The organism is Bradyrhizobium sp. USDA 223 (assembly GCF_044909005.1).
Classification (GTDB): domain Bacteria; phylum Pseudomonadota; class Alphaproteobacteria; order Rhizobiales; family Xanthobacteraceae; genus Bradyrhizobium; species Bradyrhizobium yuanmingense.
Genome location: NZ_JBIYDR010000001.1, coordinates 4,965,494 through 4,987,694, shown reverse-complemented (window position 1 = coordinate 4,987,694; position 22,201 = coordinate 4,965,494). Strand labels below are relative to the sequence as shown.

Annotated in this window: 19 protein-coding genes; 12 read left to right on the top strand and 7 right to left on the bottom strand. The window is 65.8% G+C overall.

Features of this window, described 5'->3' with window-relative positions:
* The first annotated feature begins 129 nt into the window (after positions 1-129).
* Positions 130-1,638, top strand: a complete 1,509-nt coding sequence (locus tag ABIA40_RS23215) for a glycosyltransferase family 39 protein (RefSeq protein ID WP_404543364.1) — start codon at positions 130-132, stop codon at positions 1,636-1,638.
* A gap of 151 nt (positions 1,639-1,789) precedes the next feature.
* Here ABIA40_RS23215 and ABIA40_RS23210 read toward each other — a convergent pair whose 3' ends face one another.
* Positions 1,790-2,596, bottom strand: coding sequence for a uracil-DNA glycosylase family protein (locus ABIA40_RS23210; protein WP_404543363.1), 807 nt, complete (start codon positions 2,594-2,596; stop codon positions 1,790-1,792).
* Positions 2,597-2,731: 135 nt separating this feature from the next.
* On the opposite strand from ABIA40_RS23210, the gene ABIA40_RS23205 reads away from it, so the two are divergent.
* The 3 genes from ABIA40_RS23205 to ABIA40_RS23195 all read left to right on the top strand — a co-directional run bounded on the left by ABIA40_RS23205 (position 2,732) and on the right by ABIA40_RS23195 (position 7,450).
* Positions 2,732-4,393, top strand: a complete 1,662-nt coding sequence (locus ABIA40_RS23205; protein ID WP_404543361.1) for an electron transfer flavoprotein-ubiquinone oxidoreductase — start codon at positions 2,732-2,734, stop codon at positions 4,391-4,393.
* A 291-nt stretch (positions 4,394-4,684) separates the two neighbouring features.
* On the top strand, positions 4,685-6,481 hold the full coding sequence (locus tag ABIA40_RS23200) for a tetratricopeptide repeat protein (RefSeq protein WP_157284776.1): 1,797 nt from the start codon (positions 4,685-4,687) through the stop codon (positions 6,479-6,481).
* Positions 6,482-6,565: 84 nt separating this feature from the next.
* Positions 6,566-7,450 carry a 4-(cytidine 5'-diphospho)-2-C-methyl-D-erythritol kinase gene (locus ABIA40_RS23195; RefSeq protein ID WP_271540451.1) on the top strand — a complete coding sequence of 295 codons (885 nt, stop codon included), beginning with the start codon at positions 6,566-6,568 and terminating at the stop codon, positions 7,448-7,450.
* A gap of 113 nt (positions 7,451-7,563) precedes the next feature.
* Here ABIA40_RS23195 and ABIA40_RS23190 read toward each other — a convergent pair whose 3' ends face one another.
* From ABIA40_RS23190 to ABIA40_RS23170, 5 genes are all read right to left on the bottom strand, one after another.
* Positions 7,564-8,442 (bottom strand): alpha/beta fold hydrolase, encoded by an 879-nt coding sequence (locus ABIA40_RS23190; protein ID WP_404543360.1) that lies wholly within the window; start codon positions 8,440-8,442, stop codon positions 7,564-7,566.
* Entirely contained in the window at positions 8,435-9,067 is a 633-nt protein-coding gene (locus ABIA40_RS23185) for a LysE family translocator (protein WP_404543358.1), read from the bottom strand. Before ABIA40_RS23185 ends, ABIA40_RS23190 begins: the two co-directional genes overlap by 8 nt.
* A 44-nt stretch (positions 9,068-9,111) precedes the next feature.
* Complete coding sequence (fabF, locus tag ABIA40_RS23180; protein ID WP_404543357.1) at positions 9,112-10,374, bottom strand: beta-ketoacyl-ACP synthase II; 1,263 nt, start codon at positions 10,372-10,374, stop codon at positions 9,112-9,114.
* 1 nt (position 10,375) lies between these two features.
* Entirely contained in the window at positions 10,376-10,891 is a 516-nt protein-coding gene (locus ABIA40_RS23175) for a winged helix-turn-helix transcriptional regulator (RefSeq protein ID WP_404543355.1), read from the bottom strand.
* A gap of 382 nt (positions 10,892-11,273) precedes the next feature.
* Positions 11,274-12,281 (bottom strand): polyprenyl synthetase family protein, encoded by a 1,008-nt coding sequence (locus ABIA40_RS23170; RefSeq protein ID WP_036006386.1) that lies wholly within the window; start codon positions 12,279-12,281, stop codon positions 11,274-11,276.
* A 133-nt stretch (positions 12,282-12,414) separates the two neighbouring features.
* Here ABIA40_RS23170 and ABIA40_RS23165 point away from each other — a divergent pair, with 133 nt between their 5' ends.
* The 6 genes from ABIA40_RS23165 to glyS all read left to right on the top strand — a co-directional run bounded on the left by ABIA40_RS23165 (position 12,415) and on the right by glyS (position 18,084).
* The gene (locus tag ABIA40_RS23165; RefSeq protein WP_008562067.1) at positions 12,415-12,642 is read left to right on the top strand and encodes a DUF2007 domain-containing protein; all 228 of its coding nucleotides are present in this window, start codon (positions 12,415-12,417) and stop codon (positions 12,640-12,642) included.
* Positions 12,635-13,399 carry a tRNA1(Val) (adenine(37)-N6)-methyltransferase gene (locus tag ABIA40_RS23160; RefSeq protein WP_271540465.1) on the top strand — a complete coding sequence of 255 codons (765 nt, stop codon included), beginning with the start codon at positions 12,635-12,637 and terminating at the stop codon, positions 13,397-13,399. The genes ABIA40_RS23165 and ABIA40_RS23160 overlap by 8 nt, the downstream gene beginning before the upstream one ends.
* Positions 13,400-13,615: 216 nt before the next feature.
* Positions 13,616-14,524, top strand: a complete 909-nt coding sequence (locus ABIA40_RS23155) for a S49 family peptidase (RefSeq protein ID WP_404543354.1) — start codon at positions 13,616-13,618, stop codon at positions 14,522-14,524.
* Between the two features lie 104 nt (positions 14,525-14,628).
* On the top strand, positions 14,629-14,820 hold the full coding sequence (locus ABIA40_RS23150) for a hypothetical protein (protein WP_036006375.1): 192 nt from the start codon (positions 14,629-14,631) through the stop codon (positions 14,818-14,820).
* Positions 14,821-15,034: 214 nt separating this feature from the next.
* Positions 15,035-15,973 (top strand): glycine--tRNA ligase subunit alpha, encoded by a 939-nt coding sequence (locus ABIA40_RS23145; protein ID WP_036024903.1) that lies wholly within the window; start codon positions 15,035-15,037, stop codon positions 15,971-15,973.
* Positions 15,973-18,084: a glycine--tRNA ligase subunit beta gene (gene glyS / locus ABIA40_RS23140; RefSeq protein ID WP_404543353.1), complete on the top strand. Its 2,112-nt coding sequence runs from the start codon at positions 15,973-15,975 to the stop codon at positions 18,082-18,084. The genes ABIA40_RS23145 and glyS overlap by 1 nt, the downstream gene beginning before the upstream one ends.
* Positions 18,085-18,366: 282 nt before the next feature.
* On the opposite strand, the gene ABIA40_RS23135 is transcribed toward glyS, so the two are convergent.
* A complete protein-coding gene (locus ABIA40_RS23135) occupies positions 18,367-18,711 on the bottom strand; it encodes a DUF1236 domain-containing protein (protein ID WP_404546325.1) in 345 nt (114 codons plus the stop codon).
* Positions 18,712-18,936: 225 nt separating this feature from the next.
* Here ABIA40_RS23135 and ABIA40_RS23130 point away from each other — a divergent pair, with 225 nt between their 5' ends.
* Together ABIA40_RS23130 and ppdK are read left to right on the top strand one after the other, a co-directional pair.
* A complete protein-coding gene (locus ABIA40_RS23130; protein ID WP_008562090.1) occupies positions 18,937-19,092 on the top strand; it encodes a DUF3096 domain-containing protein in 156 nt (51 codons plus the stop codon).
* Between the two features lie 96 nt (positions 19,093-19,188).
* Positions 19,189-22,104, top strand: a complete 2,916-nt coding sequence (gene ppdK / locus ABIA40_RS23125) for a pyruvate, phosphate dikinase (protein ID WP_404543351.1) — start codon at positions 19,189-19,191, stop codon at positions 22,102-22,104.
* Positions 22,105-22,201: the final 97 nt, after the last annotated feature.

The following is a 22,201-nucleotide window of genomic DNA, read 5'->3' as shown; positions in this document are numbered from 1 at the left end:
CGGCCCTCTCCCCGTAAGAACGGGGAGAGGGAGCAGACCGAAGTTGCCACGACGCACAGCGCCCTTTATCAAAACAGACGTGAGCGAATAGGGCCGGCTGGACGGGTTGGCTGCACCTTCGGACGTTGCATGCGGTTTACCTCCCTGGTCATCGAGCTCATTCGCGCCCGGCCGCGGCTGATCGTTTGGATTGCGGTGCTGCTGCAGGCCGCGATGTGGCTGTTCGTGGCGCTGGTGTTCTACCGCAGCCCGCCCGGCACTCTCGCGACCCTTCTGGCCTTCGGCAGGGAATACCAGGTCGGCACCGATCTCGGCCCGCCGCTTGCGGTCTGGCTTGCCGACATCGCCTATCGCGCCGCCGGCGGCCACATGCTCGGCGTCTATGTGCTCGCCCAGCTCTGCGAGATCGCGACCTTCATCGCGCTCTATCATCTCTCCCGTGCCGTGGTCGGCTCGCAGCAGGCCGTGCTTGCCGTGCTGCTCACCATGACGGTGCTGGCCTTCTCCTCGTCCGCGCTGGACTTCGGTCCGCTGATCCTCGCACGGCCGCTCTGGGCGCTCTTGCTGCTGCACTCCTGGCAGATCATCGGCCAGCGCCGAGGCAATGCCTGGTTCGCCTGGTCGATCGAAGCCGGCCTCCTGCTGCTGACGACGCCCGCCGCGGTCTTCCTGCTGCTGCTGATCGTCGTCTTCGCGGTTTCGACCGCCGGCGGCCGCCGGACGCTGCGCGGACTCGATCCGCTGTTCGCGCTGATCGTCGTCGCCGTGCTGGCGCTGCCCTATGCGGTCTTTCTGATGCGTGCCGAGACGCTGACGCTGCCGGCCTTGCCGCAAGTCGCCGAGCTCAACGCCCGCGCGCTGCATGCGGCCTGGCTGCTCGGTGGCCTCGTGCTGGGGGCAGCTGCGATCCCGGCGCTGACCTTTCTCAACACCGGAATGTTCGCCGGCAAGGGCGAGGAGCCACCGATCATCTACCGCCCGCCGGTCGAGCCGCTCGCGCGCAACTTCGTCTATTTCTTCGCGTTCGCTCTGCCGCTCGGCGCAGTGCTGATCTCCGGCCTGCTCGGGCTCGAATCCGTCGTCGGCGGCCCCGGTGTCGTGCTGATCATGTCGGGGCTTGCCGTGGTCGTCGCGGCCGGCGATCTCATCGCGATGCGCCGCGCGCGCATGCTGCGCGTGGTCTGGGCCGCCGCCGTCGCCGCGCCCGCCGCCGGCGTGGTGCTCGCCGTCCTGTTCCTGCCTTGGACGGGCACTAGCGAAATTGCGACCTCGATGCCGGCGCGCGCGATCTCGGACTTCTTCGACGAGAGCTTCGCCCGCCGCACCAACCATCGCCTGCGCGCCGTCGCCGGCGAGACCCAGCTCGCCAGCCTGATCGCGCTTCATTCCGGCCGGCCGCACCTGTTCATCGACGCCGCCCCCGCGCGGACGCCGTGGATGAGCCAGACCAAGTTCAGCGAGACCGGCGGCGTCGTGGTCTGGCGCGCCTCCGATACCGCCGGCACGCCGCCGCCCGAGATCGTCAAGCGCTTTCCCGGCATCGTGCCGGAAGTGCCGCGCGCCTTTGAATGGCTGGTGACCGGCCGGCAGCAGCTGTTGCGAATCGGCTGGGCCATCGTGCGGCCGAAGGGGACGTAGGTCTCGTGCCCCGGACGCGGCGCAGCGCCTCTTCGGCGGTGCGCCGCAGAGCCGGGGCCCATCTCGCCGCATCGTACTATCTTGCGTTTCTGGGTCCCGGCTCTGCGGAGCGTCACTGGGTGCCGCACCGCGTCCGGGACACGAGAGCTCGCTAACCCGCCAGCACCTTCGCGATCGCCCGCAGATCCTGCCAGGCCAGCCGCTTGTAGGCCGGCGAGCGTAAGAGGTAGGCCGGGTGAAACGTCGGCAGCGCGCGGATCAGCCGCTGGCCGGTGTCGTAGTCGAACCAGCGCCCGCGCGTGCGCATGATGCCTTCGCGCGTCGACAGCAGCGTCTGCGTCGAGGGATTGCCGAGCGTCACCAGCACGTCGGGGTTCACCAGCTCGATCTGGCGCTGGATGAAGGGCAGGCAGATTTGCGTCTCCTGCGGCGTCGGCGTGCGGTTGCCGGGCGGCCGCCAGGGAATGACGTTGGCGATGTAGGCGGTGGTGCGGTTGAGGCCGATGGCTCCGATCATCAGATCGAGCAGCTTGCCGCTGCGCCCGACGAAAGGCAGTCCCTCGATGTCCTCGTCGCGGCCCGGCGCCTCGCCGACGAACATGATGCGCGCCTGCGGGTTTCCGTCGGCAAACACCAGCCGCGTCGCGGTGTGCTTCAACGCGCAGCCCTCGAAATTCTGCATCAGCTCGCGCAGCGCCTCCAGGGTCGGCGCGGTGCGTGCGGCTTCGCGTGCCGAGGCGATGGCGACGTCCGGTGCAGGCGCGGCTTCGCCGCGCATGACCGCGGGCGCGGCGACCGGCCGCGGCGCTTCGGCTGGCGGGGCCGCGCGCGGGCTGGGTGGCGGCGCATCGATTTCCGCGAGGCGGTCTATCGGTTCCTCCGCAAGCGCGCAGTCGACACCGGCCTCCAGATAGAAGGCGAGCAGCTCTCGGACGGTGGGTGCGGGTTCGGGGATCATGGGAAAGTCTGACTTTTATATCACCTTGGACGGCCTTGCATCCCGGCGGAACGCGATTCCGAGGTTGTCCTACCCGGAAAAATCGGAAACAAGAGGGCGCAAACGACCAAGGACCGTCTCAAGGGCTGAGATCAGATGAGCACCGAAGAACTTCCCCCGCGCGAATCCATGGAATTCGACGTCGTCATCGTCGGCGCCGGCCCGTCGGGTCTGTCGGCCGCGATCCGGCTCAAGCAGCTCAACGCCGAGCTCAACGTCGTCGTGGTGGAGAAGGGCTCCGAGGTTGGTGCGCACATCCTCTCGGGCGCCGTGATCGATCCCGCTGGCCTCGACAAGCTGATTCCGGACTGGCGCGAGGATGCCGACTGCCCGCTGAAGACGCAGGTCAAGGACGACCGCTTCTACTGGATGACCGGCGGCGGCGCGATCAAGCTGCCGAATTTCATGATGCCGCCGCTGATGGACAATCATCACTGCTACATCGGCTCGCTCGGCAATGTCTGCCGCTGGCTGGCGCGCAAGGCCGAGGCGCTCGGCGTTGAGATCTATCCGGGCTTTGCGGCGGCCGAGGTGCTCTATGACGAGGAGGGCAAGGTCAAGGGCATTGCCACCGGCGACATGGGCATCGGCCGCGACGGCAAGCCGAAGGATTCCTTCACGCGCGGCATGGAATTGCTCGGCAAGTACACGCTGTTCGCCGAAGGCGCCCGCGGCAGCCTGACCAAGCAGCTCATCAACAAGTTCGCGCTCGACGCCAAGAGCGAGCCGCCGAAGTTCGGCATCGGCCTCAAGGAGGTCTGGCAGATCGATCCCGCCAAGCACCAGAAGGGCTTGATCCAGCATTCATTCGGCTGGCCGCTTGACCTCAAGACCGGTGGCGGCTCGTTCCTTTATCACTACGACGACAATCTCGTCGCCGTCGGCTTCGTCGTGCATCTGAACTACGACGATCCCTATCTGTCCCCGTTCGACGAATTCCAGCGCTTCAAGACCCATCCCTCGATCCGCGGCACCTTCGAAGGCGCCAAGCGGCTCGCTTACGGCGCGCGCGCCATCACCGAGGGCGGCTATCAGTCGGTGCCGAAGCTGAGCTTCCCCGGCGGCGCGCTGATCGGCTGCGCGGCCGGCTTCGTCAACGTGCCGCGCATCAAGGGCGTGCACAATGCGATGGGCACCGGCATGCTTGCTGCCGAACATGTTGCGGCCGCGCTCGCCGCCGACCGCGCCAATGACGAGCTCGTCGAATACGAGAACGCCTGGCGCTCCTCATCGGTCGGTAAGGACCTGTTCCTGGTCCGCAACGTCAAGCCATTGTGGTCGAAGTTCGGCACCGTGCTCGGCGTCGCGCTGGGCGGCTTCGATATGTGGTGCAATACGCTGTTCGGCACCTCACTGTTTGGCACGCAGTCGCACGTCAAGCCCGACCGCGCCACGCTCGATTCGGCCAAGAGCCACGCGCCCAGGAACTACCCGAAGCCCGACGGCAAGATCACGTTCGACAAGCTGTCCTCGGTGTTTTTGTCCAACACCAATCACGAGGAGGACCAGCCGATCCATCTGAAGGTCACCGACATGAACCTCCAAAAGAGCTCCGAGCACGACGTCTATGCCGGCCCCTCGAACCGCTATTGCCCGGCTGGCGTCTATGAATGGATCGAGGAGGGCTCCGGCCCGCGCTTCCAGATCAACGCCCAGAACTGCGTTCACTGCAAGACCTGCGACGTGAAGGATCCCAACGGCAACATCACCTGGGTTCCCCCGGAGGGCGGCGGCGGCCCGAACTACGAGGCGATGTGAGGGGCGCATCGCACGGGTGACCAGACGCACGTTCCCGTGAGGACGAGGCTGCGGCGACCCGCCGCGGCCACGATAAGGCCATAGTGGCGGCGTCTTGGGGCGCTGGCGCGGTTTCAATGGGCCGGTTTGGGCGTGCGGAGGGGATCTTCCCGGGTCCGAATCCTTGCGGCGAAGCGCCAAAAGCGGCATTGTCGGCCTGACGGTTCCGGGCCCGGATGTCACCGGCTGCGTTCGCTTGCGATACGGCCTTCTGCTGCAAACCCAGGCACCACCAACTCAAGGCGAGCCCTGATGTTTTCAAATCGTTTCAACCGCTGGACTGCTGCCGCCATCGCCCTCATGGGCACCGCGATCGCGACGGTCCCCGGCGCGGTCCTGGCGCAGACGCCGGATCATCCGGAGAACACGGCGGCGCAGTTTCCGACGCGAAACGATCTGAAGTCGCTCACCGGCGCCGGCAGCTATCTCGCCGCCCGCCATGCCAGCGTCGAGCGCGACGCGGCCTCGGCCGCCGCATTCTACCGTTCGGCGCTCCGCACCGATCCCAAGAACAACGAGCTGCTCGACCGTGCCTTCATCTCGTCGGTCGCCGACGGCGACATCGAGGAGGCGGTCAAGCTCGCCGAGCGCATCCTCACCATCGACAAGACCAACCGCGTCGCCCGTCTCGTCGTCGGCGTGCACGATCTCAAGCTGAAGAAGTACGTCGCGGCGCAGACCAACATCAACCAGTCGATCCGTGGTCCGATCACCGATCTCGTCGCCACGCTGCTGTCGGGCTGGGCCGCCTATGGTGCGGGCGATGCCAAGGGTGGTGTCGCCACCATCGACAAGCTGACAGGTCCGGAATGGTATCCGCTGTTCAAGGATCTCCACACCGGCATGATCCTGGAGCTCTCCGGCAAGGACAAGGACGCCGGCACGCGCTTCGAGCGCGCCTACAAGCTCGACGATTCCATGCTGCGCGTGACCGAGGCCTATGCGCGCTGGCTGTCGCGCAACAAGGATTCCGCCGCGGCCACCAATGTCTACCAGGCCTTCGACAAGAAGCTGGCACGCCATCCGCTGATCCAGGAAGGCCTGCGCGAGACCAAGGCCGGCAAGAAGATGCCGCCGCTGGTCGATTCCGCGCAGGCCGGCGCCGCCGAAGCGCTCTACGGCATCGGCGCGACGCTGACCCGCCGCGGCGGCGAGGATCTGGCGCTGGTCTATCTCCAGCTCTCGCTCTACCTGCAGCCGAGCCATCCGCTGGCGCTGCTGTCGCTCGCCGATCTCTACGAATCGGTCAAGCGGCCGAAGATGGCGATCAAGGTCTACGAGCGCGTGCCCGCCAACTCGCCGCTCAAGCGCAACGCGCAGATTCAGCTCGCCATCGATCTCGATTCCGCCGACCGCACCGACGAGGCGATCAAGATCCTCAAGGGCGTCACCTCGGAGGATCCCAAGGACCTCGAAGCCATCATGGCGCTCGGCAACATCGAGCGCGGCCGCAAGCGGTTCGGCGATTGCGGCGCGACCTATTCGCGCGGCATCGAGGTGCTGCCGCCCGGCAACGACAAGGCCAATAGCGTCTGGTACTATTATCGCGGCATCTGCCAGGAGCGCTCCAAGCAATGGGCCAAGGCCGAGGCCGACATGAAGAAGGCGCTGGAGCTGCAGCCCGATCAGCCGCACGTCCTCAACTATCTCGGCTATTCCTGGATCGACCAGGGCGTGAATCTCGACGAAGGCATGAAGATGATCAAGCGGGCCGTCGAGCAGCGTCCCGACGACGGCTACATCGTCGATTCCCTCGGCTGGGCCTATTACCGCATCGGCAATTTCGAGGAGGCGGTGAAGAACCTCGAACGCGCGATCGATCTCAAGCCCGAGGATCCCACCATCAACGACCACCTCGGCGACGCCTATTGGCGCGTCGGCCGAACGCTCGAGGCAAAATTCCAGTGGTCGCATGCGCGCGATCTCAAGCCCGAGCCGGAAGAGCTGCCGAAGATCGAGGCCAAGATCGCCAATGGCCTCCCCGACGACAATTCGAACTCTTCTGCGGCGCAGGCCGAGAAGAAGAAGGACGACGGCAAGGGCGGCTAAGCTAGGCGCATGATCCGGAAAAGTGTGGAGCGGTTTTCCGATCGGATCATGCGCAAACAAGTGAGTCTTGGGGGCTGATCGCCAATGTCGGCGTGGATTGAAGAGGGACGGGCGAAGGTCAATTTGAGCCTTCGCGTCGTCGGCCGTCGTGCCGACGGTTATCATGATCTCGAAAGCGTGGTCGCGTTTGCCGACTGCGCCGACCGGCTCACCTTGGAGCCGGGCGGGGAGCTGAAGCTCACCACGACTGGGCCGCTGGCTGCCGCCTGCGGCGACACCGCCGACAATCTCGTGCTCAAGGCCGCCAAGCTGCTTGCCGAGGCGATCCCTGGCCTGCAGCTGGGCGCCTTCGCGCTCGACAAGGTGCTCCCCGTTGCAGCCGGCATCGGCGGCGGCTCGGCGGATGCCGCGGCCGCGCTGCGGCTCCTGGCGCGTCTCAACGATTTGTCGCTCGATGATCCCCGCATTCAGAAGGTCGCGCTCGCAACCGGCGCCGACGTGCCGGTGTGCCTCCTCTCGCGCGCCTGCGACATGACCGGCGTCGGCGAGCAGCTGCTGCCGCTCGCGCTGCCGAGCATGCCTTGCGTCATGGTCAATCCGCGCGTGCCGGTCGCCACCAAGGACGTGTTCCAGGCGCTGGGCCTGCGCAACGGCGAGCTCCTGGTCGGCGTCACCGACGTCATCCGCGCGCCGGCTTGGCCGGAGGAGGGCGCCTCGATTTCCGATTGGGTCGAGGTTCTCGAGACCGTCGCCAACGATCTCGAAGCGCCCGCGCTGCGGATCGAGCCTGTGATCGGCGAGGTGCTGGACGCCTTGCGCGATTCCGCCGGCGTCAAGCTCGCCCGCATGTCCGGCTCGGGCGCGACGTGCTTTGCGATCTACGGCGCGCCCGCGGAGGCGCATGCCGCGGCCGAAAAGATCCGCCGCGATCACCCCGCCTGGTGGGTGCATGCGGGCACGTTGAGCTAGGGTACCGCTGCCGTAGTGTGGGCAAAGGCGCGATAGCGCTGTGCCCACGATCATTCCCGTTGCGCGGTGAAAGCGGTGGGCACGCTTCGCTTTGCCCACCCTACGGCAGTCAGCTACTCGCCGCTTTCCCCGGTCAATCCCAGAAACGTCCGGATCTCACCCAACACCTCCTGCGGCTTGTCGTGCTGCAGCCAGTGTCCCGCCCCGGCGATGGTCTCGACGCGCGCGTTCTGGAAGTACCGCTCCAGGCCCGCGGCCCTGGCGCCCACCAGAAAGCTTTCGCCGGCATTGAGCAGCAGCGTCGGGCACGTGATCCGCGACCACAGCTCGATGTGATCGTCGGGCCAGAGCCGGTGTGGCGCGGAGGCGCGCTGGTAGGGATCGAACTTCCAGCTGTAGCTGCCGTCTTCGTTCCGCCGTGCGCCGTGCTTGGCGAGATGCAGCGCGAGGTCGCGGGCAAGGCGCTTGTTGTGAAGCATCATCTGCGCGGCGGCGTCCTCGAGCGTCGCATAGCGGCGCGGGGTGCGGTCGTGCAGTCTGTCGAGCTGGCCGACCCATCTGCCGATGCGCTCATGCGCCGGCGGCTTCGGTGCGTCGGGCAACATGGTCACGCCGTCGAGGACGACGAGCTTCGTGACCTGTTCGGGGAATGCGCCCGAAAAGATCAGGCTCACCATGCCGCCCATCGAATGGCCGATCAGGGTGACCTGAGACGTGGCTAAGGTGCGAACCAGCTGCGCGAGATCGTACACATATTCTGTCAGCGCGTAGCTGCCGCCTCTCGTCCAGTCAGAATCGCCGTGACCACGCAGGTCGGGCGCGACGACGCGAAAATGCGGTTGCAGCGAACGCGCGATGTGATCCCAGCTGCGGCAATGATCGCGACCGCCATGCACCAGGATGGCGGCGGGTGCGCCCTCGTTGCCCCAGTCGGCGTAGTGTAGCCGCAGGCCGTGCGATTCATAGAAGCGGCTTTGCGGGGCGCTAGCCATTTGCCGGCCGCCGCGCCAGGGCGAGCGAGAGGCCGAGACCCGCGATGAAGACGCCGGAGCCCTGTGTGAGGCGACGCATCAGAAGCGGCCGTCCGGTCAGCTGCGCGCGCGTCGCGGAGGCCATCAGCACCACCACGACATCGGCGAGCGTGTTCAGGGCCACGGAGATCGCACCCAGCAGGATGAATTGCAGCGTCGGGTTCGAGTCCGACGGATCGAGAAACTGTGGAATGAAGGCGAGGAAGAATGCCGCGGTCTTCGGATTGAGCGCTTCGACCAGCACGCCGTCGCGAAAGGCGCGCTTGTCGCCGATCGGCTCGCTCCCGAGCGACAGGTTGTTGCCGGCGCAGCGAAACGTCTTGATGCCGAGCCAGACCAGATAGAGCGCGCCGACGAACTTCACGGCGGCAAACAGCTCCGCGCTGCCCAGGATGATGGCGGAGATGCCGAGGCTGCCCGCGACCACATGAACCAGTCCGCCCAGCGCCGTGCCCGCGGTCGAGGCAAAGCCGCTGCCACGCCCCTCCGACAAGGTTCGCGCGGCGACGTAAAAAATGCCGGGGCCGGGAACGGCGGCAATGAGGAGAGCTGCGGCCAGGAACAGCCAGAAATTCGTTTCGATCATGCCGTTTTCGTAGCGGAGCGGGCGGCGATTGCAAGGCCTCTCGTTCAGCCCAGCCGGCGCAAGATCACGCTGGCATTGACCCCGCCGAAGCCGAACCCGTTGGAGATGGCATGCTGCATCGGCATCGGCCGCGCGCTACCTGCGACAATATCGATGCCTTCAGCGCCCGGATCGGGGTTTTCGAGATTGAGCGTGGGCGGCGCGATCTGGTCGCGCAATGCGAGCACGGTGAAAACCGCTTCCAGCCCGCCGGCGGCGCCGAGCAGGTGACCCGTGGCCGATTTGGTTGCGCTCACGGCAATGCCGCGGTTGCGGCCGAACAGCGCGCCGATAGCGCCGAGCTCGCTTTCGTCGCCGGCCGGTGTCGAGGTCGCGTGCGCGTTCAGGTGCTGCACATCCGCGGGCGCAAGCTTGGCCTGCCGAAGCGCGATCTCCATGGCGCGGCGGGCACCATCGCCATCGGGCGGCCCCGAGGTCATGTGATAGGCGTCCGCGGTCGTGCCGTAGCCTACGATCTCGGCGATCGGCGTCGCACCGCGCGCCTGCGCATGCTCCAGCGCCTCGATCACCAGGATGCCGGCGCCTTCGCCCATGACGAAACCGTCGCGGTTGCGATCGAACGGACGCGAGGCGCGCGCTGGCTCGTCGTTGAAGCCGCTCGACAGCGCGCGAGCGGCCGCAAAGCCGCCGAGGCTGACGATGTCGATGCAGGCCTCCGCGCCGCCGCAGATCGCAACGTCAGCTTCGCCTGATCGGATCATGCGCGCGGCATCGCCGATCGCCTGCACGCCGGCGGCGCAGGCCGTGACGGGCGTGCCCAGCGCGCCCTTGTAGCCGTATTTGATCGAGATGTGGCCGGCGGCGAGATTGGCGAGGAACGAGGGGATCGTGAACGGCGACAGCCGGCGCACGCCGCGCTGCTCGGTGATGCGCACCGCCTCCGCCATCGCCGGAAAGCCGCCGACGCCGGAGGCGATGATCGTCGCGGTGCGCTCGAGCGCGCCAGCGTCCTGCGGTGTCCATTTGGCTTGCGCGACGGCTTCCGCGGTGGCGAGCAGCGCGAACAGGATGAAGCGGTCCATCTTGCGCTGGTCTTTTGGCGCGGCAGCCTGCGCCGGATCGAAACCGCCTTCGGCATCATCGGTCTTGTCGGGCACGAGACCTGCGATGCGCGCGGGCAGCGCCTCTGCCCATTCCGGCAACGGGCGCAGCCCGCTTTGCCCGGCGAGCAGCCGCCGCCACGTCAATTCGACGCCGCAGCCAAGCGGCGACACCGCGCCCATTCCCGTCACCACGATACGACGCATGTCAGTCTCCAGCCGGCGCGACGGCCGGGTTCATGGCCTTGAGCGAAGCAAGCCGTGCGCGCATGCCGCGGCTGGCGCGGGGACCTGCGACGACGACCGCATTGGCGAGCGTGATCGGGCGCTTATCGGCGGCATCGACCAAGAGCGGCTCGAGCGGGCGGACATCGTCGCGGCTCGCCAGCAGGATGGATTCGCCTTTCGGCGCCAGATGCTTGTTGCCCCAGGCGAGCAGCGTAGCGATCACGGGGAAGAAATCCCGCGCCTTGTCCGTCAGCACATATTCGTAGCGCGGCGGGCGCTCCTGATAGCGGCGACGCACGAACATGCCGCTTTCGGTCAGATGCGCCAGCCGCCGCGACAGGATGTTCGGCGCAATGCCGAGGCCTTGCAAGAACTCGTCGAACTTCGTCGCACCCTGAAATGCATCGCGCAGAATCAGGATGCTCCACCCCTCGCCGACCGTCTCCACCGCGCGGCCGACCGGGCATTCCAGGATGGAAGGGGATTTGGGCTGCATGGCAGGCAAGGTAGGTCAGTAACTTGCAAAATGCAAGTGACTGCGCGGGCAGCCATGTGGAGCGAGTGGGGCTGGGTTCTGCTGGTGAGATGAAGCGCGCTCTCGTGCCCCGGACGCAGCGCAGCGCCTCTTAGCGGTGCGCTGCGTCCGGGGCCCATATTGATCATGATTGCGGATGTCGCTTGGGTCCCGGCTCTGCGCAGCAGCGTTTCACGCTGCAGCGCGTCCGGGACACGAGAGCGAGCGGTGCCGTCGCGGCGTACTCCGTCATTGCGAGCGCAGCGAAGCAATCCAGATTATCTCCGCGGCGGGGATTCCGGATTGCTTCGCTGCGCTCGCAATGACGGGTGGAGGGAGCGCGCAAAGCGTGAGCGTCAGTCGCCTAATGCGATCTTGCCAAGCAGAACGCCACGACCTGCTCCAGCGCGCTCTTCATCGGCGAGGGGGGGAACAGCGCCAGCGCATCCACGGCCATGGCGCCGTAGTGCTGGGCGCGGATCAGCGTGTCCTCGAGCGCGCGGTGCTTGTTCATCAGGCCGATAGCGTGATCGAGATCGGAATCGCCGATCTCGCCGCGCTCGAGCGCCCGGATCCAGAAGGCGCGCTCGGTGTCGTTGCCGCGGCGGAAGGCGAGCACGACGGGCAGCGTGATCTTGCCTTCGCGGAAATCATCGCCGGTGTTCTTGCCGAGCTTGGCGCTCTTGCCCCCATAGTCGAGCACGTCGTCGACGAGCTGGAAGGCGATGCCGAGATTCATGCCGACCGAGCGGCAGGCAGTCTGCTCCGCCTTCGGGCGGTTCGCGATCACGGGGCCGACCTCGCAGGCGGCGGCGAACAATTCGGCGGTCTTGCCGCGGATCACGGCGAGATACTCGTCCTCGGTGGTCGCGGTGTTCTTGGCGGCGGCGAGCTGCATCACCTCGCCCTCGGCGATGGTGGCGGCCGCCGCGGAGAGGATGTCGAGCGCGCGCAGCGATCCGACCTCGACCATCATGCGGAAAGCCTGGCCGAGCAGGAAGTCGCCGACCAGCACGCTTGCCTCGTTGCCCCAGAGCATGCGCGCCGACAGCTTGCCGCGGCGCATCTCGCTCTCGTCGACCACGTCGTCGTGGAGCAGGGTGGCGGTGTGCATGAACTCGACGCTGGCAGCTAGCTTGATGTGGCCGTCACCGGTGTAGCCGGCGAGGTTGGCCATGGCGAGCGTCAGCATCGGGCGCAGGCGCTTGCCGCCCGAGGAGATCAAGTGGTTGGCCACTTCAGGGATCATGGTCACGTCGGAGCCGGTCCGCGACAGGATCGTGGCATTGACGCGCTCCATGTCGGGAGCGACAAGGGCAACCAGCTCTTCGATCGACGCGCCGGGGGTTTCGAAAGGTACGATGACGGCCACGCCGGTCTCCAATATTTGCCCCGGAAGGGCTATTCTGATGGAAATACAATAGAAACTGGCGGCGGATGCGGCAAGGGCCGCGGAACCATTGACATTTGCCGCGTTAGCCACTTTCAGGCAGGAGACCTCCGTTTTGCGTGAACTGGTTCGGACCAACGATATGGTGCTGGTGTCGGCGATTGGCGCGCTGCTCGACGGCGCCAACATCCATCATCTGGTGCTGGACCAGAACATGAGCATCATCGAGGGGTCTCTCGGCATTCTGCCGCGGCGGATCCTGGTTCATGAGGACGACGCCGAGGAAGCCAGGGCGCTCCTCACCGAGGCAGGCCTCAGCCACGAACTGCGCGGCGATGATTGAGGCCGCGGATATTACCGAGGACGCGTTTCTCGGCGGGCAGTTGCGCTTGATGCAGAAGCGGTCAGGTCACCGCGCCGGGCACGACGCCGTCCTGCTGGCAGCAGCGACCGACGCTAGGGCGGGTGACCGCGTGGTCGAGCTTGGCGCCGGCGTCGGCACGGCGGGCCTTGCGCTGGCGCGGCGCGTCGTGGGGATCAGGCTGAGCCTCGTCGAGATCGATCCGGAACTGGCAGAGCTCGCGCGGGCGAACGCCGCAGCGAACACGATTCCCGCCGAGGTCATCGTGCTCGACGTCACCGCCGACGCGCAGGCGTTTGCAGCGAACGGACTTCTGCCCGACAGTTCCGACGCCGTATTGATGAACCCGCCCTTCAACGATCCCGCACGCCATCGCGGCTCGCCGGATCAGGCGCGCCACACCGCGCATGTGGCGAGGGAGGAGACGCTGCATGCGTGGGTGCATGCAGCCCGGCGCATTCTCCGATCGAGCGGCGTGCTGACCTTGATCTGGCGCGCGGACGGAATTGGCGATGTCATGGCAGCGCTGTCACGCGGCTTCGGCAGCCTCGCGATCCTGCCGGTTCATGGCGAAGCGGGAAAGCCTGCCATCCGGGTGCTGGTGCGCGCAGTCAAAGGCGGCCGGGCACCGTCGCAATTGCTGCCGGGCCTCATGCTCAACGAGGAGTCAAACGTGCCGAAGAAAGAGGTGAAGGATATTCTGGAGGGGAGGGCGGCGTTGCCGCTGGCGAGGCCGTGACGGCTTATTGCGGAAGCGATTCCGTCTGCTGCTCTTGCGGCGACGTAAAGTGAAGCGCCGTGAAAAGCGCACCGATCAGCAGCAACAGCAGATAGATCTTCATGGCGTTTCCTTCCGCTGCCTATTGCAGCTTCCCAACGCGAATTCTGCAAAACACGTTCCTGGCACTTTCAATGACACTCGCGTGATAAGAAATGGTTAATCAGAGGTAAGGCCATGGCCGAACAATTGAACGATCGTGAGAGTTCCGGCCTGGCCGACAAGCTCATGCAATACCTGCCGGCGCGCTTTCGTCCCGGCACGGCTGTCGTGCCTGTGGTGCGGCTGTCCGGTGTGATCGGTGCGGTGACGCCGCTTCGTCCGGGCCTGACGCTTGCCGGCGTCGCGCGGGTGCTCGAGCGCGCGTTTTCCTATCGGCACGCCAAGGCCGTGGCGCTGGTGATCAACTCGCCCGGCGGCTCGCCGGTGCAGTCGCGCCAGATCTACTTGCGCATCAAGCAGCTCGCCGCGGAGAAGAAGCTGCCGGTGCTCGTGTTCGTCGAGGACGTCGCGGCCTCCGGCGGTTACATGATCGCCTGCGCGGGCAACGAGATCATCTGCGATCCCTCCTCGATCCTCGGCTCGATCGGCGTGGTCGGCGGCAGTTTCGGTTTTCAGGAGGCGATCAGGCGGCTCGGCATCGAGCGGCGCCTCTACACCTCGGGCGAGCACAAGGCGATGCTCGACCCGTTCCTTCCGGAAAACCCTGACGACGTCATGAGGCTGAAGGCGATCCAGCGCGAGATCCACCAGATCTTCATCGCGCTGGTCAAGGAAAGCCGCGGCGCCCGGCTGAAGGGAGCCGACGATACGCTGTTCTCGGGCGAATACTGGGCGGGGGACAGCGCGATCGCGCTGGGGCTCGCCGACAGCATCGGCGATCTCCGCTCAACTCTTCGTGCCCGCTATGGTGAGAAGGTTCTCACCCCCGTGATCGCGCAGCCGACCGGGCTGCTCTCCGGCCTTTTGGGCCGGAAATCGCCCGGCGCGGGGCAGCTTTCGGCCCTGGAATCAATGGCCGGGCTGCCGGACGAGCTGATCTCGGCGGTGGAGACGCGGGCGATTTGGGCGAAATTCGGGTTCTAGGTCTCGCGCTCCCGCGCCATTTCGCCCGGGCGGCGCCGATTGCGGCGCAGGTCCATCTGCGCAAGAATGCTGGTGGGGGCTGAGCATGAGACGAGGATCGACCGATGCCGCCGTTCGTCGCTTTCGCGGGCGTCCTGGGCGGGCTTGCCGTGGTCCGCTGGGCCTACAAGACCGCCATCCGGATCAACCAGGAGCTGGAGGAGATGCGCCTGTCGCGCGTCACCGAGGCCGCCCGCATGGGGGATATCCAGACGCTGAAGCGTGACCCCGTGACCGGAGCTTACCGGCCGGGTTAAGGGCACACCTCCACGCGTTCGTCATTCCGGGGCTCACGAAGCGAGAACCCGGAATCCATCCGAACCACGGAGTGAGCGGCGCAATGGATTCCGGGCTCGCCCTGCGGGCGCCCCGGAATGACGCCCGAATCCGGCCCCCTTCGCCTTGATTCCCATCCCCGCCGTCGATACGGTCCCGCGCGATTCAAAACCCCCGCGAGAGCCCGATCTGACGATGGACGCCTCATTGCCCGCCCATATGCGCCCGGAACGCTCGTTCCAGGGCTTCATCCTCGCGCTCCAGCGGTTCTGGGCCGAGCAGGGCTGCGTGATCCTGCAGCCCTACGACATGGAAATGGGCGCGGGCACCTTCCATCCGGCGACCACGCTGCGCGCGCTCGGGCCAAAGCCGTGGAACGCGGCCTATGTGCAGCCCTCGCGCCGGCCCAAGGACGGCCGTTACGGCGAGAACCCGAACCGGATGCAGCACTATTACCAGTTCCAGGTGATCATGAAGCCGTCGCCGCCGAACCTTCAGGAGCTGTACCTGAAGTCGCTCGCCGCGATCGGCATCGATTCCGCCGTGCACGACATCCGCTTCGTCGAGGACGATTGGGAGAGCCCGACGCTCGGCGCCTGGGGCCTCGGTTGGGAGTGCTGGTGCGACGGCATGGAAGTCAGCCAGTTCACTTATTTTCAGCAGGTCGCCGGCTTCGAATGCGCGCCGGTCGCGGGCGAGCTCACCTACGGGCTCGAGCGCCTCGCGATGTATGTGCAGGGCGTCGACCGAGTCTACGACCTCAATTTCAACGGCCGCGACGGTGACCAGAAGGTCACCTATGGCGACGTGTTCCTGCAGGCCGAGCAGGAATATTCGCGGCACAATTTCGAATATGCCGACACCGCGATGCTGTTCGAACAGTTCAAGATGGCGGAAGCTGCCTGCAGAAAATATCTCGATGCCGGCTGGCGCGACGGCGGCAACCGGAAACAGCACCTGATGGCACTGCCGGCCTATGACCAGTGCATCAAGGCGAGCCACGTCTTCAACCTGCTCGATGCCCGCGGCGTGATCTCCGTGACCGAACGGCAGAGCTACATTCTGCGCGTGCGCGAGCTGGCAAAAGCTTGTGGCGAGGCCTGGATCCACACTGAAGCGGGCGGAGCGGCCTGATGCCCGATCTTTTGCTTGAACTGTTTTCCGAAGAGATTCCCGCGCGCATGCAGGCGAAGGCGGCGGACGATCTGCGCCGCATGGTCACCGACAAGCTGGTTGCCGAAGGCCTCGTCTACGAGGGCGCAAAGGCCTTCGCGACGCCGCGGCGCCTTGCGCTTACCGTGCACGGCATCCCTGCGCGCCAGCCTGACCTGAAGACCGAACGGCGCGGCCCGAAAGTCGGCGCGCCCGATGCGGCCGTGCAGGGCTTCCTGAAAGCGACGGGATTGAAGTCGCTGGACGAAGCCAAAATCCAGCGCGACCCCAAGGGTGATTTCTACATCGGCTTGATCGAGAAGCCCGGCCGCGACGCGATCGATGTGCTCGCCGAGATCCTGCCTGTCATCATCCGCACCTTCCCGTGGCCGAAATCGATGCGCTGGGGCGCGCGCTCGGGCAAGCCCGGCTCGCTGAACTGGGTGCGTCCGCTGCACGCGATCACCGCGACCTTCGGCCCCGAGACCGAAGAGCCCGATGTCGTGAAGTTCGAGGTCGACGGCATCGAGAGCGGCCAGACCACTTACGGCCACCGCTTCCTCGCGCCGGCGCCGATCTCCGTGCGCCGCTTCGAGGACTACGAGGCTAAGCTTCTTGCCGCAAAAGTCGTGCTCGGCGCCGAGCGCCGCAAGGACGCCATCCTCACCGACGCCAAGCAGCTCGCGTTCGCGCAAGGTTTTGAGCTGGTCGAGGACCAGAACCTGCTCGATGAGGTCGCCGGCCTGGTCGAATGGCCGGTCGTGCTGATGGGCTCGTTCGAGCCGGAATTTTTGAAGACTCCTGACGAAGTCATCCGCGCCACCATCCGCAACAACCAGAAGTGTTTTGTGGTGCGCGACCCCAAGACGGGCAAGCTCGCGAGCAAGTTCATCCTGGTCGCCAATATCGAGGCGACCGACGGTGGCAAAACCATCATCGCCGGCAACGAGCGCGTCATCCGGGCGCGGCTATCGGATGCGAAGTTCTTCTACGAGACGGACCTCAAGACCAGGCTCGAGGACCGGCTGCCGAAGTTCGAGCAGATCGTGTTCCATGAGAAGCTCGGCACGCAGGCGGAGCGCATCAAGCGCATCGAGCGCCTTGCTGCTGAGATCGCGCCGCTGGTCGGCGCCGATGTCGCCAAGGCGACGCGCGCGGCGCAGCTCGCCAAGGCGGATCTGCTGACGGAAGTCGTCGGCGAATTCCCGGAGGTGCAGGGCCTGATGGGCAAGTACTATGCGCTGGCGCAGGGCGAGGACGCCTCCGTCGCCGCCGCCTGCGAGGAGCACTACAAGCCGCAAGGGCCTGCGGACCGCGTGCCGACCGATCCGGTCAGCGTCGCCGTGGCGCTCGCCGACAAGATGGATACGCTAGTCGGTTTCTGGGCGATTGATGAAAAGCCAACCGGGAGCAAAGACCCATATGCGCTCCGTCGCGCGGCACTTGGCGTCATCAGGATAGTTCTTGAACGGCGGATCAAGATCAGTCTTCGAAACATTGTCGAAAAGCACTTCGAGAATTCATACAGAAAGAAGTATCTTGAGGTTGTCGATAAGATCGATGACTTGATGCTCTTTTTTGAGGATCGCCTGAAGGTCCAGCTCAAGGATCAGAAGGCCCGACACGATCTGGTCGATGCCGTTTTGAGTGCGGAATCGCTTTTTAAGGGGCACTCGCTCATTTCGATCGTGGATCGCATCGAGGCTCTCGGAAAATTGCTTGATAGCGATGATGGAAAGAATTTGCTGGCAGGGACAAAACGCGCGAGCAACATTCTAACTATCGAAGAGAAGAGGGATAAACGCGAGTACGATCACGAGCCCGATGCCGTGCTCTACAGCCTCGCTGAGGAGAAGGCGCTGGCCAAGGCGATCGGTGAGGTCAAGGCGGAAGCCAGCGCTGCGGTGGCCAAGGAAGACTTCGCCGCCGCGATGAGTGCGATGGCGAAGCTGCGTCCGCCGGTCGATGCGTTCTTTGATAAGGTGCGCGTCAATGACGATGATCCGAAGGTGCGCGAGAACCGCCTGAAGCTCCTCAACGAGATCCGCAGCGCCACGCGCGCGGTGGCGGACTTCTCGAAGATCCAGGATTGAGGCGGGGGGTATAGCGGCTCTCGTGCCCCGGACGCTGCGCAACGCGCCGCTTCGCGGCGTGGTGCGCTGCAGAGCCGGGGCCCATGCTGCCGCGTGCTCGTAGCATCTGGGTCCCGGCTCTGCGTCGCAACGCTTGCGCGTCGCGCCTTGTCCGGGACACGAGACCACAACAAGAAGCCCCGCCCGGCGGGGGGAGGACCGGGCGGGGCCTGATGTCCGATTTAACACTGCTCGCGCCAGCCTGATGTGACGCGCCGGACATCGAATGGAGCGGCTGCGTCTTTAGTCCAGAACCTCGACGATGCGGCGCGAGCGCGGCTCGACCAGCACGGTTTCGCCGTTCACGCAGGTGTAGCGATAGGTCGTGGCGCCGAAACGTTGCGGCACGTCATAATAGGTGACGCCGACTTCGGGTAAGGTGGCACCGACCACCACGCGATCCGGAATGCGGAAGGGCGGCACACGTTGTTCAACGACATATTCGCGGAAGGCGGGCCGCTGTTCGACGGCAATGGTCGGAGCACCGTCGACCACGCGTCCGACTGTGACGCTGCTTTGCGCCTGCGCCGCAAGGGGCGCGCCGATCGCGACGGCGAGCGCTGCGAGAGCAAGAATCCTGTTCCGCATGGACAACTCCTTCGACTTGAATCTTCTGACGCGCCAATGGCGCGACCGGTTGCCAATGCATGCCGAAAGCCAATGTTCCGGCAAAAGGTCTGCCGCATTCGCGGCAATTTCGGGCAGTTTTCGTGAGGTGGGGAACTCGTAGCCATTCTTGCGCATCTCTACTCCCGGAACTTGGCCGGTTATGATCCCCGCGCGATTCGCCTCACCTCCACAGAAAGATAGTTCATGCACATCACCGTCGCCCACATTTCGCCGATCCTGTCGTTGATTGCGGGCGTGCTCATCCTGATCATGCCGCGGCTCCTCAACCTCATCGTCGCGATCTTCCTCATCGTCAACGGCGCGATTGGGCTCGGGCTCCTGAAGTGGCTCCGCTTCTAGGCGTTCACTTTTCGGAACTGTCCGTCTTGCGCGGGCCCGCCCAAAGTGGTGTAAGGCCCGCGATTTCCCATTCCTCTCGCAGGTTGTGTGCAAGCTATGGCCAAAGCCGCCTCGAAGCCTTCTAAAACTGCAGCGAAATCAAAGCCCTCCGCCAAGGCGAAGGCCGCGCCGGCGGCCCGCAAGGCGCTGGCCAAGAGCGCGCCGAAGCCGGTCGCCAAACCCACTGCAAAGCCGGTGGCAAAGGCAATGACCAAGGCGGCTTCGCCGAAGGTTGCCGCGAAGCCTGCGCCGAAGAAGGTTGTGCCTGCCAAGGCGGCGCCGGCAGCGGCCAAGGCCGGCAAATGGGTCTACACGTTCGGTGACGGCAAGGCCGAGGGCCGGACGGAAATGCGCGACCTGCTCGGCGGCAAGGGCGCCAACCTCGCCGAGATGGCCAATCTCGGCCTGCCGGTGCCTCCGGGCTTCACCATCCCGACCTCGGTCTGCACCTATTTCTACGAGCACGACAAGACCTACCCGAAGGAACTGAAGCCGCAGGTTGAGAAGGCGCTCGACTATGTCGGCAAGTTGACCGGCAAGGTGTTCGGCGACACCAGGAACCCGCTGCTCGTCTCGGTGCGCTCCGGCGCGCGCGCCTCGATGCCGGGCATGATGGACACCGTGCTCAATCTCGGCCTCAACGACCAGACCGTGGAAGCGCTGGCCGAGCTGTCGGGCGACCGCCGTTTCGCCTATGACAGCTATCGCCGCTTCATCACGATGTATTCCGACGTGGTGCTCGGCTTCGAGCATCATCATTTCGAGGAGATCCTCGACACCTTCAAGGACAGTCAGGGCTACACGCTCGACACCGATCTGTCGGCCGAGGATTGGGTCGAACTGGTCGGCAAGTACAAGGACGCGGTCGCACGCGAGACCGGCAAGGAATTCCCGCAGGATCCGCACGACCAACTCTGGGGCGCGATCGGCGCGGTGTTCTCATCCTGGATGAACGCGCGCGCGGTGACCTACCGCAAGCTGCACGACATTCCGGAATCCTGGGGCACCGCGGTCAACGTGCAGGCCATGGTGTTCGGCAACATGGGCGAGACCTCGGCCACGGGCGTTGCCTTCACCCGCAACCCCTCGACCGGCGAGAGCAAGCTCTACGGCGAGTTCCTGATCAACGCGCAGGGCGAGGACGTGGTCGCGGGCATCCGCACGCCGCAGGACATCACCGAGGAGGCGCGCAAGGAGTCGGGCTCCGACAAGGCGTCGATGGAAGCGGCGATGCCGGAAGCCTTCAAGGAGCTGACGCGGATCTACACGCTGCTCGAGAAGCACTACCGCGACATGCAGGACATGGAGTTCACCGTCGAGCAGGGTAAGCTCTGGATGCTCCAGACCCGCGGCGGCAAGCGCACTGCCAAGGCGGCGCTGCGCATCGCGGTCGAGCTCGCCAATGAGGGCCTGATCTCGAAGAAGGAAGCGGTGACGCGGATCGATCCGGCCTCGCTCGACCAGCTCCTGCATCCGACCATCGATCCCAACGCCAAGCGCGACGTGATCGCGACCGGCCTGCCGGCATCGCCGGGCGCGGCCTCGGGCGAGATCGTGTTCTCCTCGGACGAGGCGGCCAAGCTTCAGGGCGACGGACGCAAGGTGATTTTGGTCCGCATCGAGACCAGCCCGGAAGACATCCACGGCATGCACGCCGCCGAAGGCATCCTGACCACGCGCGGCGGCATGACCTCGCACGCGGCGGTGGTCGCGCGCGGCATGGGCAAGCCCTGCGTCTCCGGCTGCGGCACCATCCGCGTCGATTACGGCCGCGGCACCATGAGCATCGGCTCGCGCACCTTCAAGACCGGTGACGTCATCACCATCGACGGCTCGCTCGGCCAGGTGCTCGCCGGCCGCATGCCGATGATCGAGCCGGAGCTGTCCGGCGAGTTCGGCACGCTGATGAACTGGGCCGACCAGGTCCGCAAGATCGGCGTCCGCGTCAACGGCGACACGCCGGACGACGCGCGCACGGCGATCAAGTTCGGCGCGGAAGGCATCGGCCTCTGCCGCACCGAGCATATGTTCTTCGAGGAGACGCGCATCCGCACGGTGCGCGAGATGATCCTCTCCGAGGACGAGCAGTCGCGCCGCGCCGCGCTGGCAAAACTGCTGCCGATGCAGCGCGCCGACTTCGTCGAGCTGTTCGAGATCATGAAGGGCCTGCCCGTCACGATCCGGCTTCTGGATCCTCCCCTTCATGAATTCCTGCCGCACACCCATGCCGAGGTCGAGGAAGTGGCGCGCGCCATGAACACCGACCCACGGCGCCTCGCCGATCGCGCCCGCGAGCTCTCGGAGTTCAACCCGATGCTCGGCTTCCGCGGCTGCCGCATCGCCATCGCCTATCCCGAGATCGCCGAGATGCAGGCCCGCGCGATCTTCGAGGCGGCGGTCGAGGCGCAGAAGCGCACCGGCAAGGCCGTCGGCCTCGAGGTGATGGTGCCGCTGATCGCGACCAAGGCCGAGCTCGACCTGGTCAAGGCACGGATCGATGCCACCGCGCAGGCCGTGATGCGCGAGACCAACACCAAGCTGGCCTATCAGGTCGGCACCATGATCGAGCTGCCGCGCGCCTGCCTGCTCGCGGGCGAGATCGCGCAGTCGGCCGAGTTCTTCTCGTTCGGCACCAACGACCTGACGCAGACGACCTACGGCATCAGCCGCGACGACGCGGCGAGCTTCCTCGGTCCCTATGTGGCGAAGGGCATCCTCACGGTCGATCCCTTCATCTCGCTCGATCAGGAAGGCGTCGGCGAGCTGGTCAAGATCGGCGTCGCCCGCGGCCGCAAGACCCGCGCGTCGCTCAAGGTCGGCATCTGCGGCGAGCATGGCGGCGATCCTGCCTCCGTCGCCTTCTGTCACCATATCGGTCTCGACTACGTCTCCTGCTCGCCCTACCGCGTGCCGATCGCGCGGCTTGCAGCGGCGCAGGCCGCGCTAGGCAAGGCGATCGCGAGTCAGGCGTAAGCCGAAACACAGACTTGAATTGAGAGAGGCGGGGCCCAGCCCCGCCTCTCATTTTTGGCACTGCTCTCTCCGCGTCGTCATTGCGAGCGTAGCGACT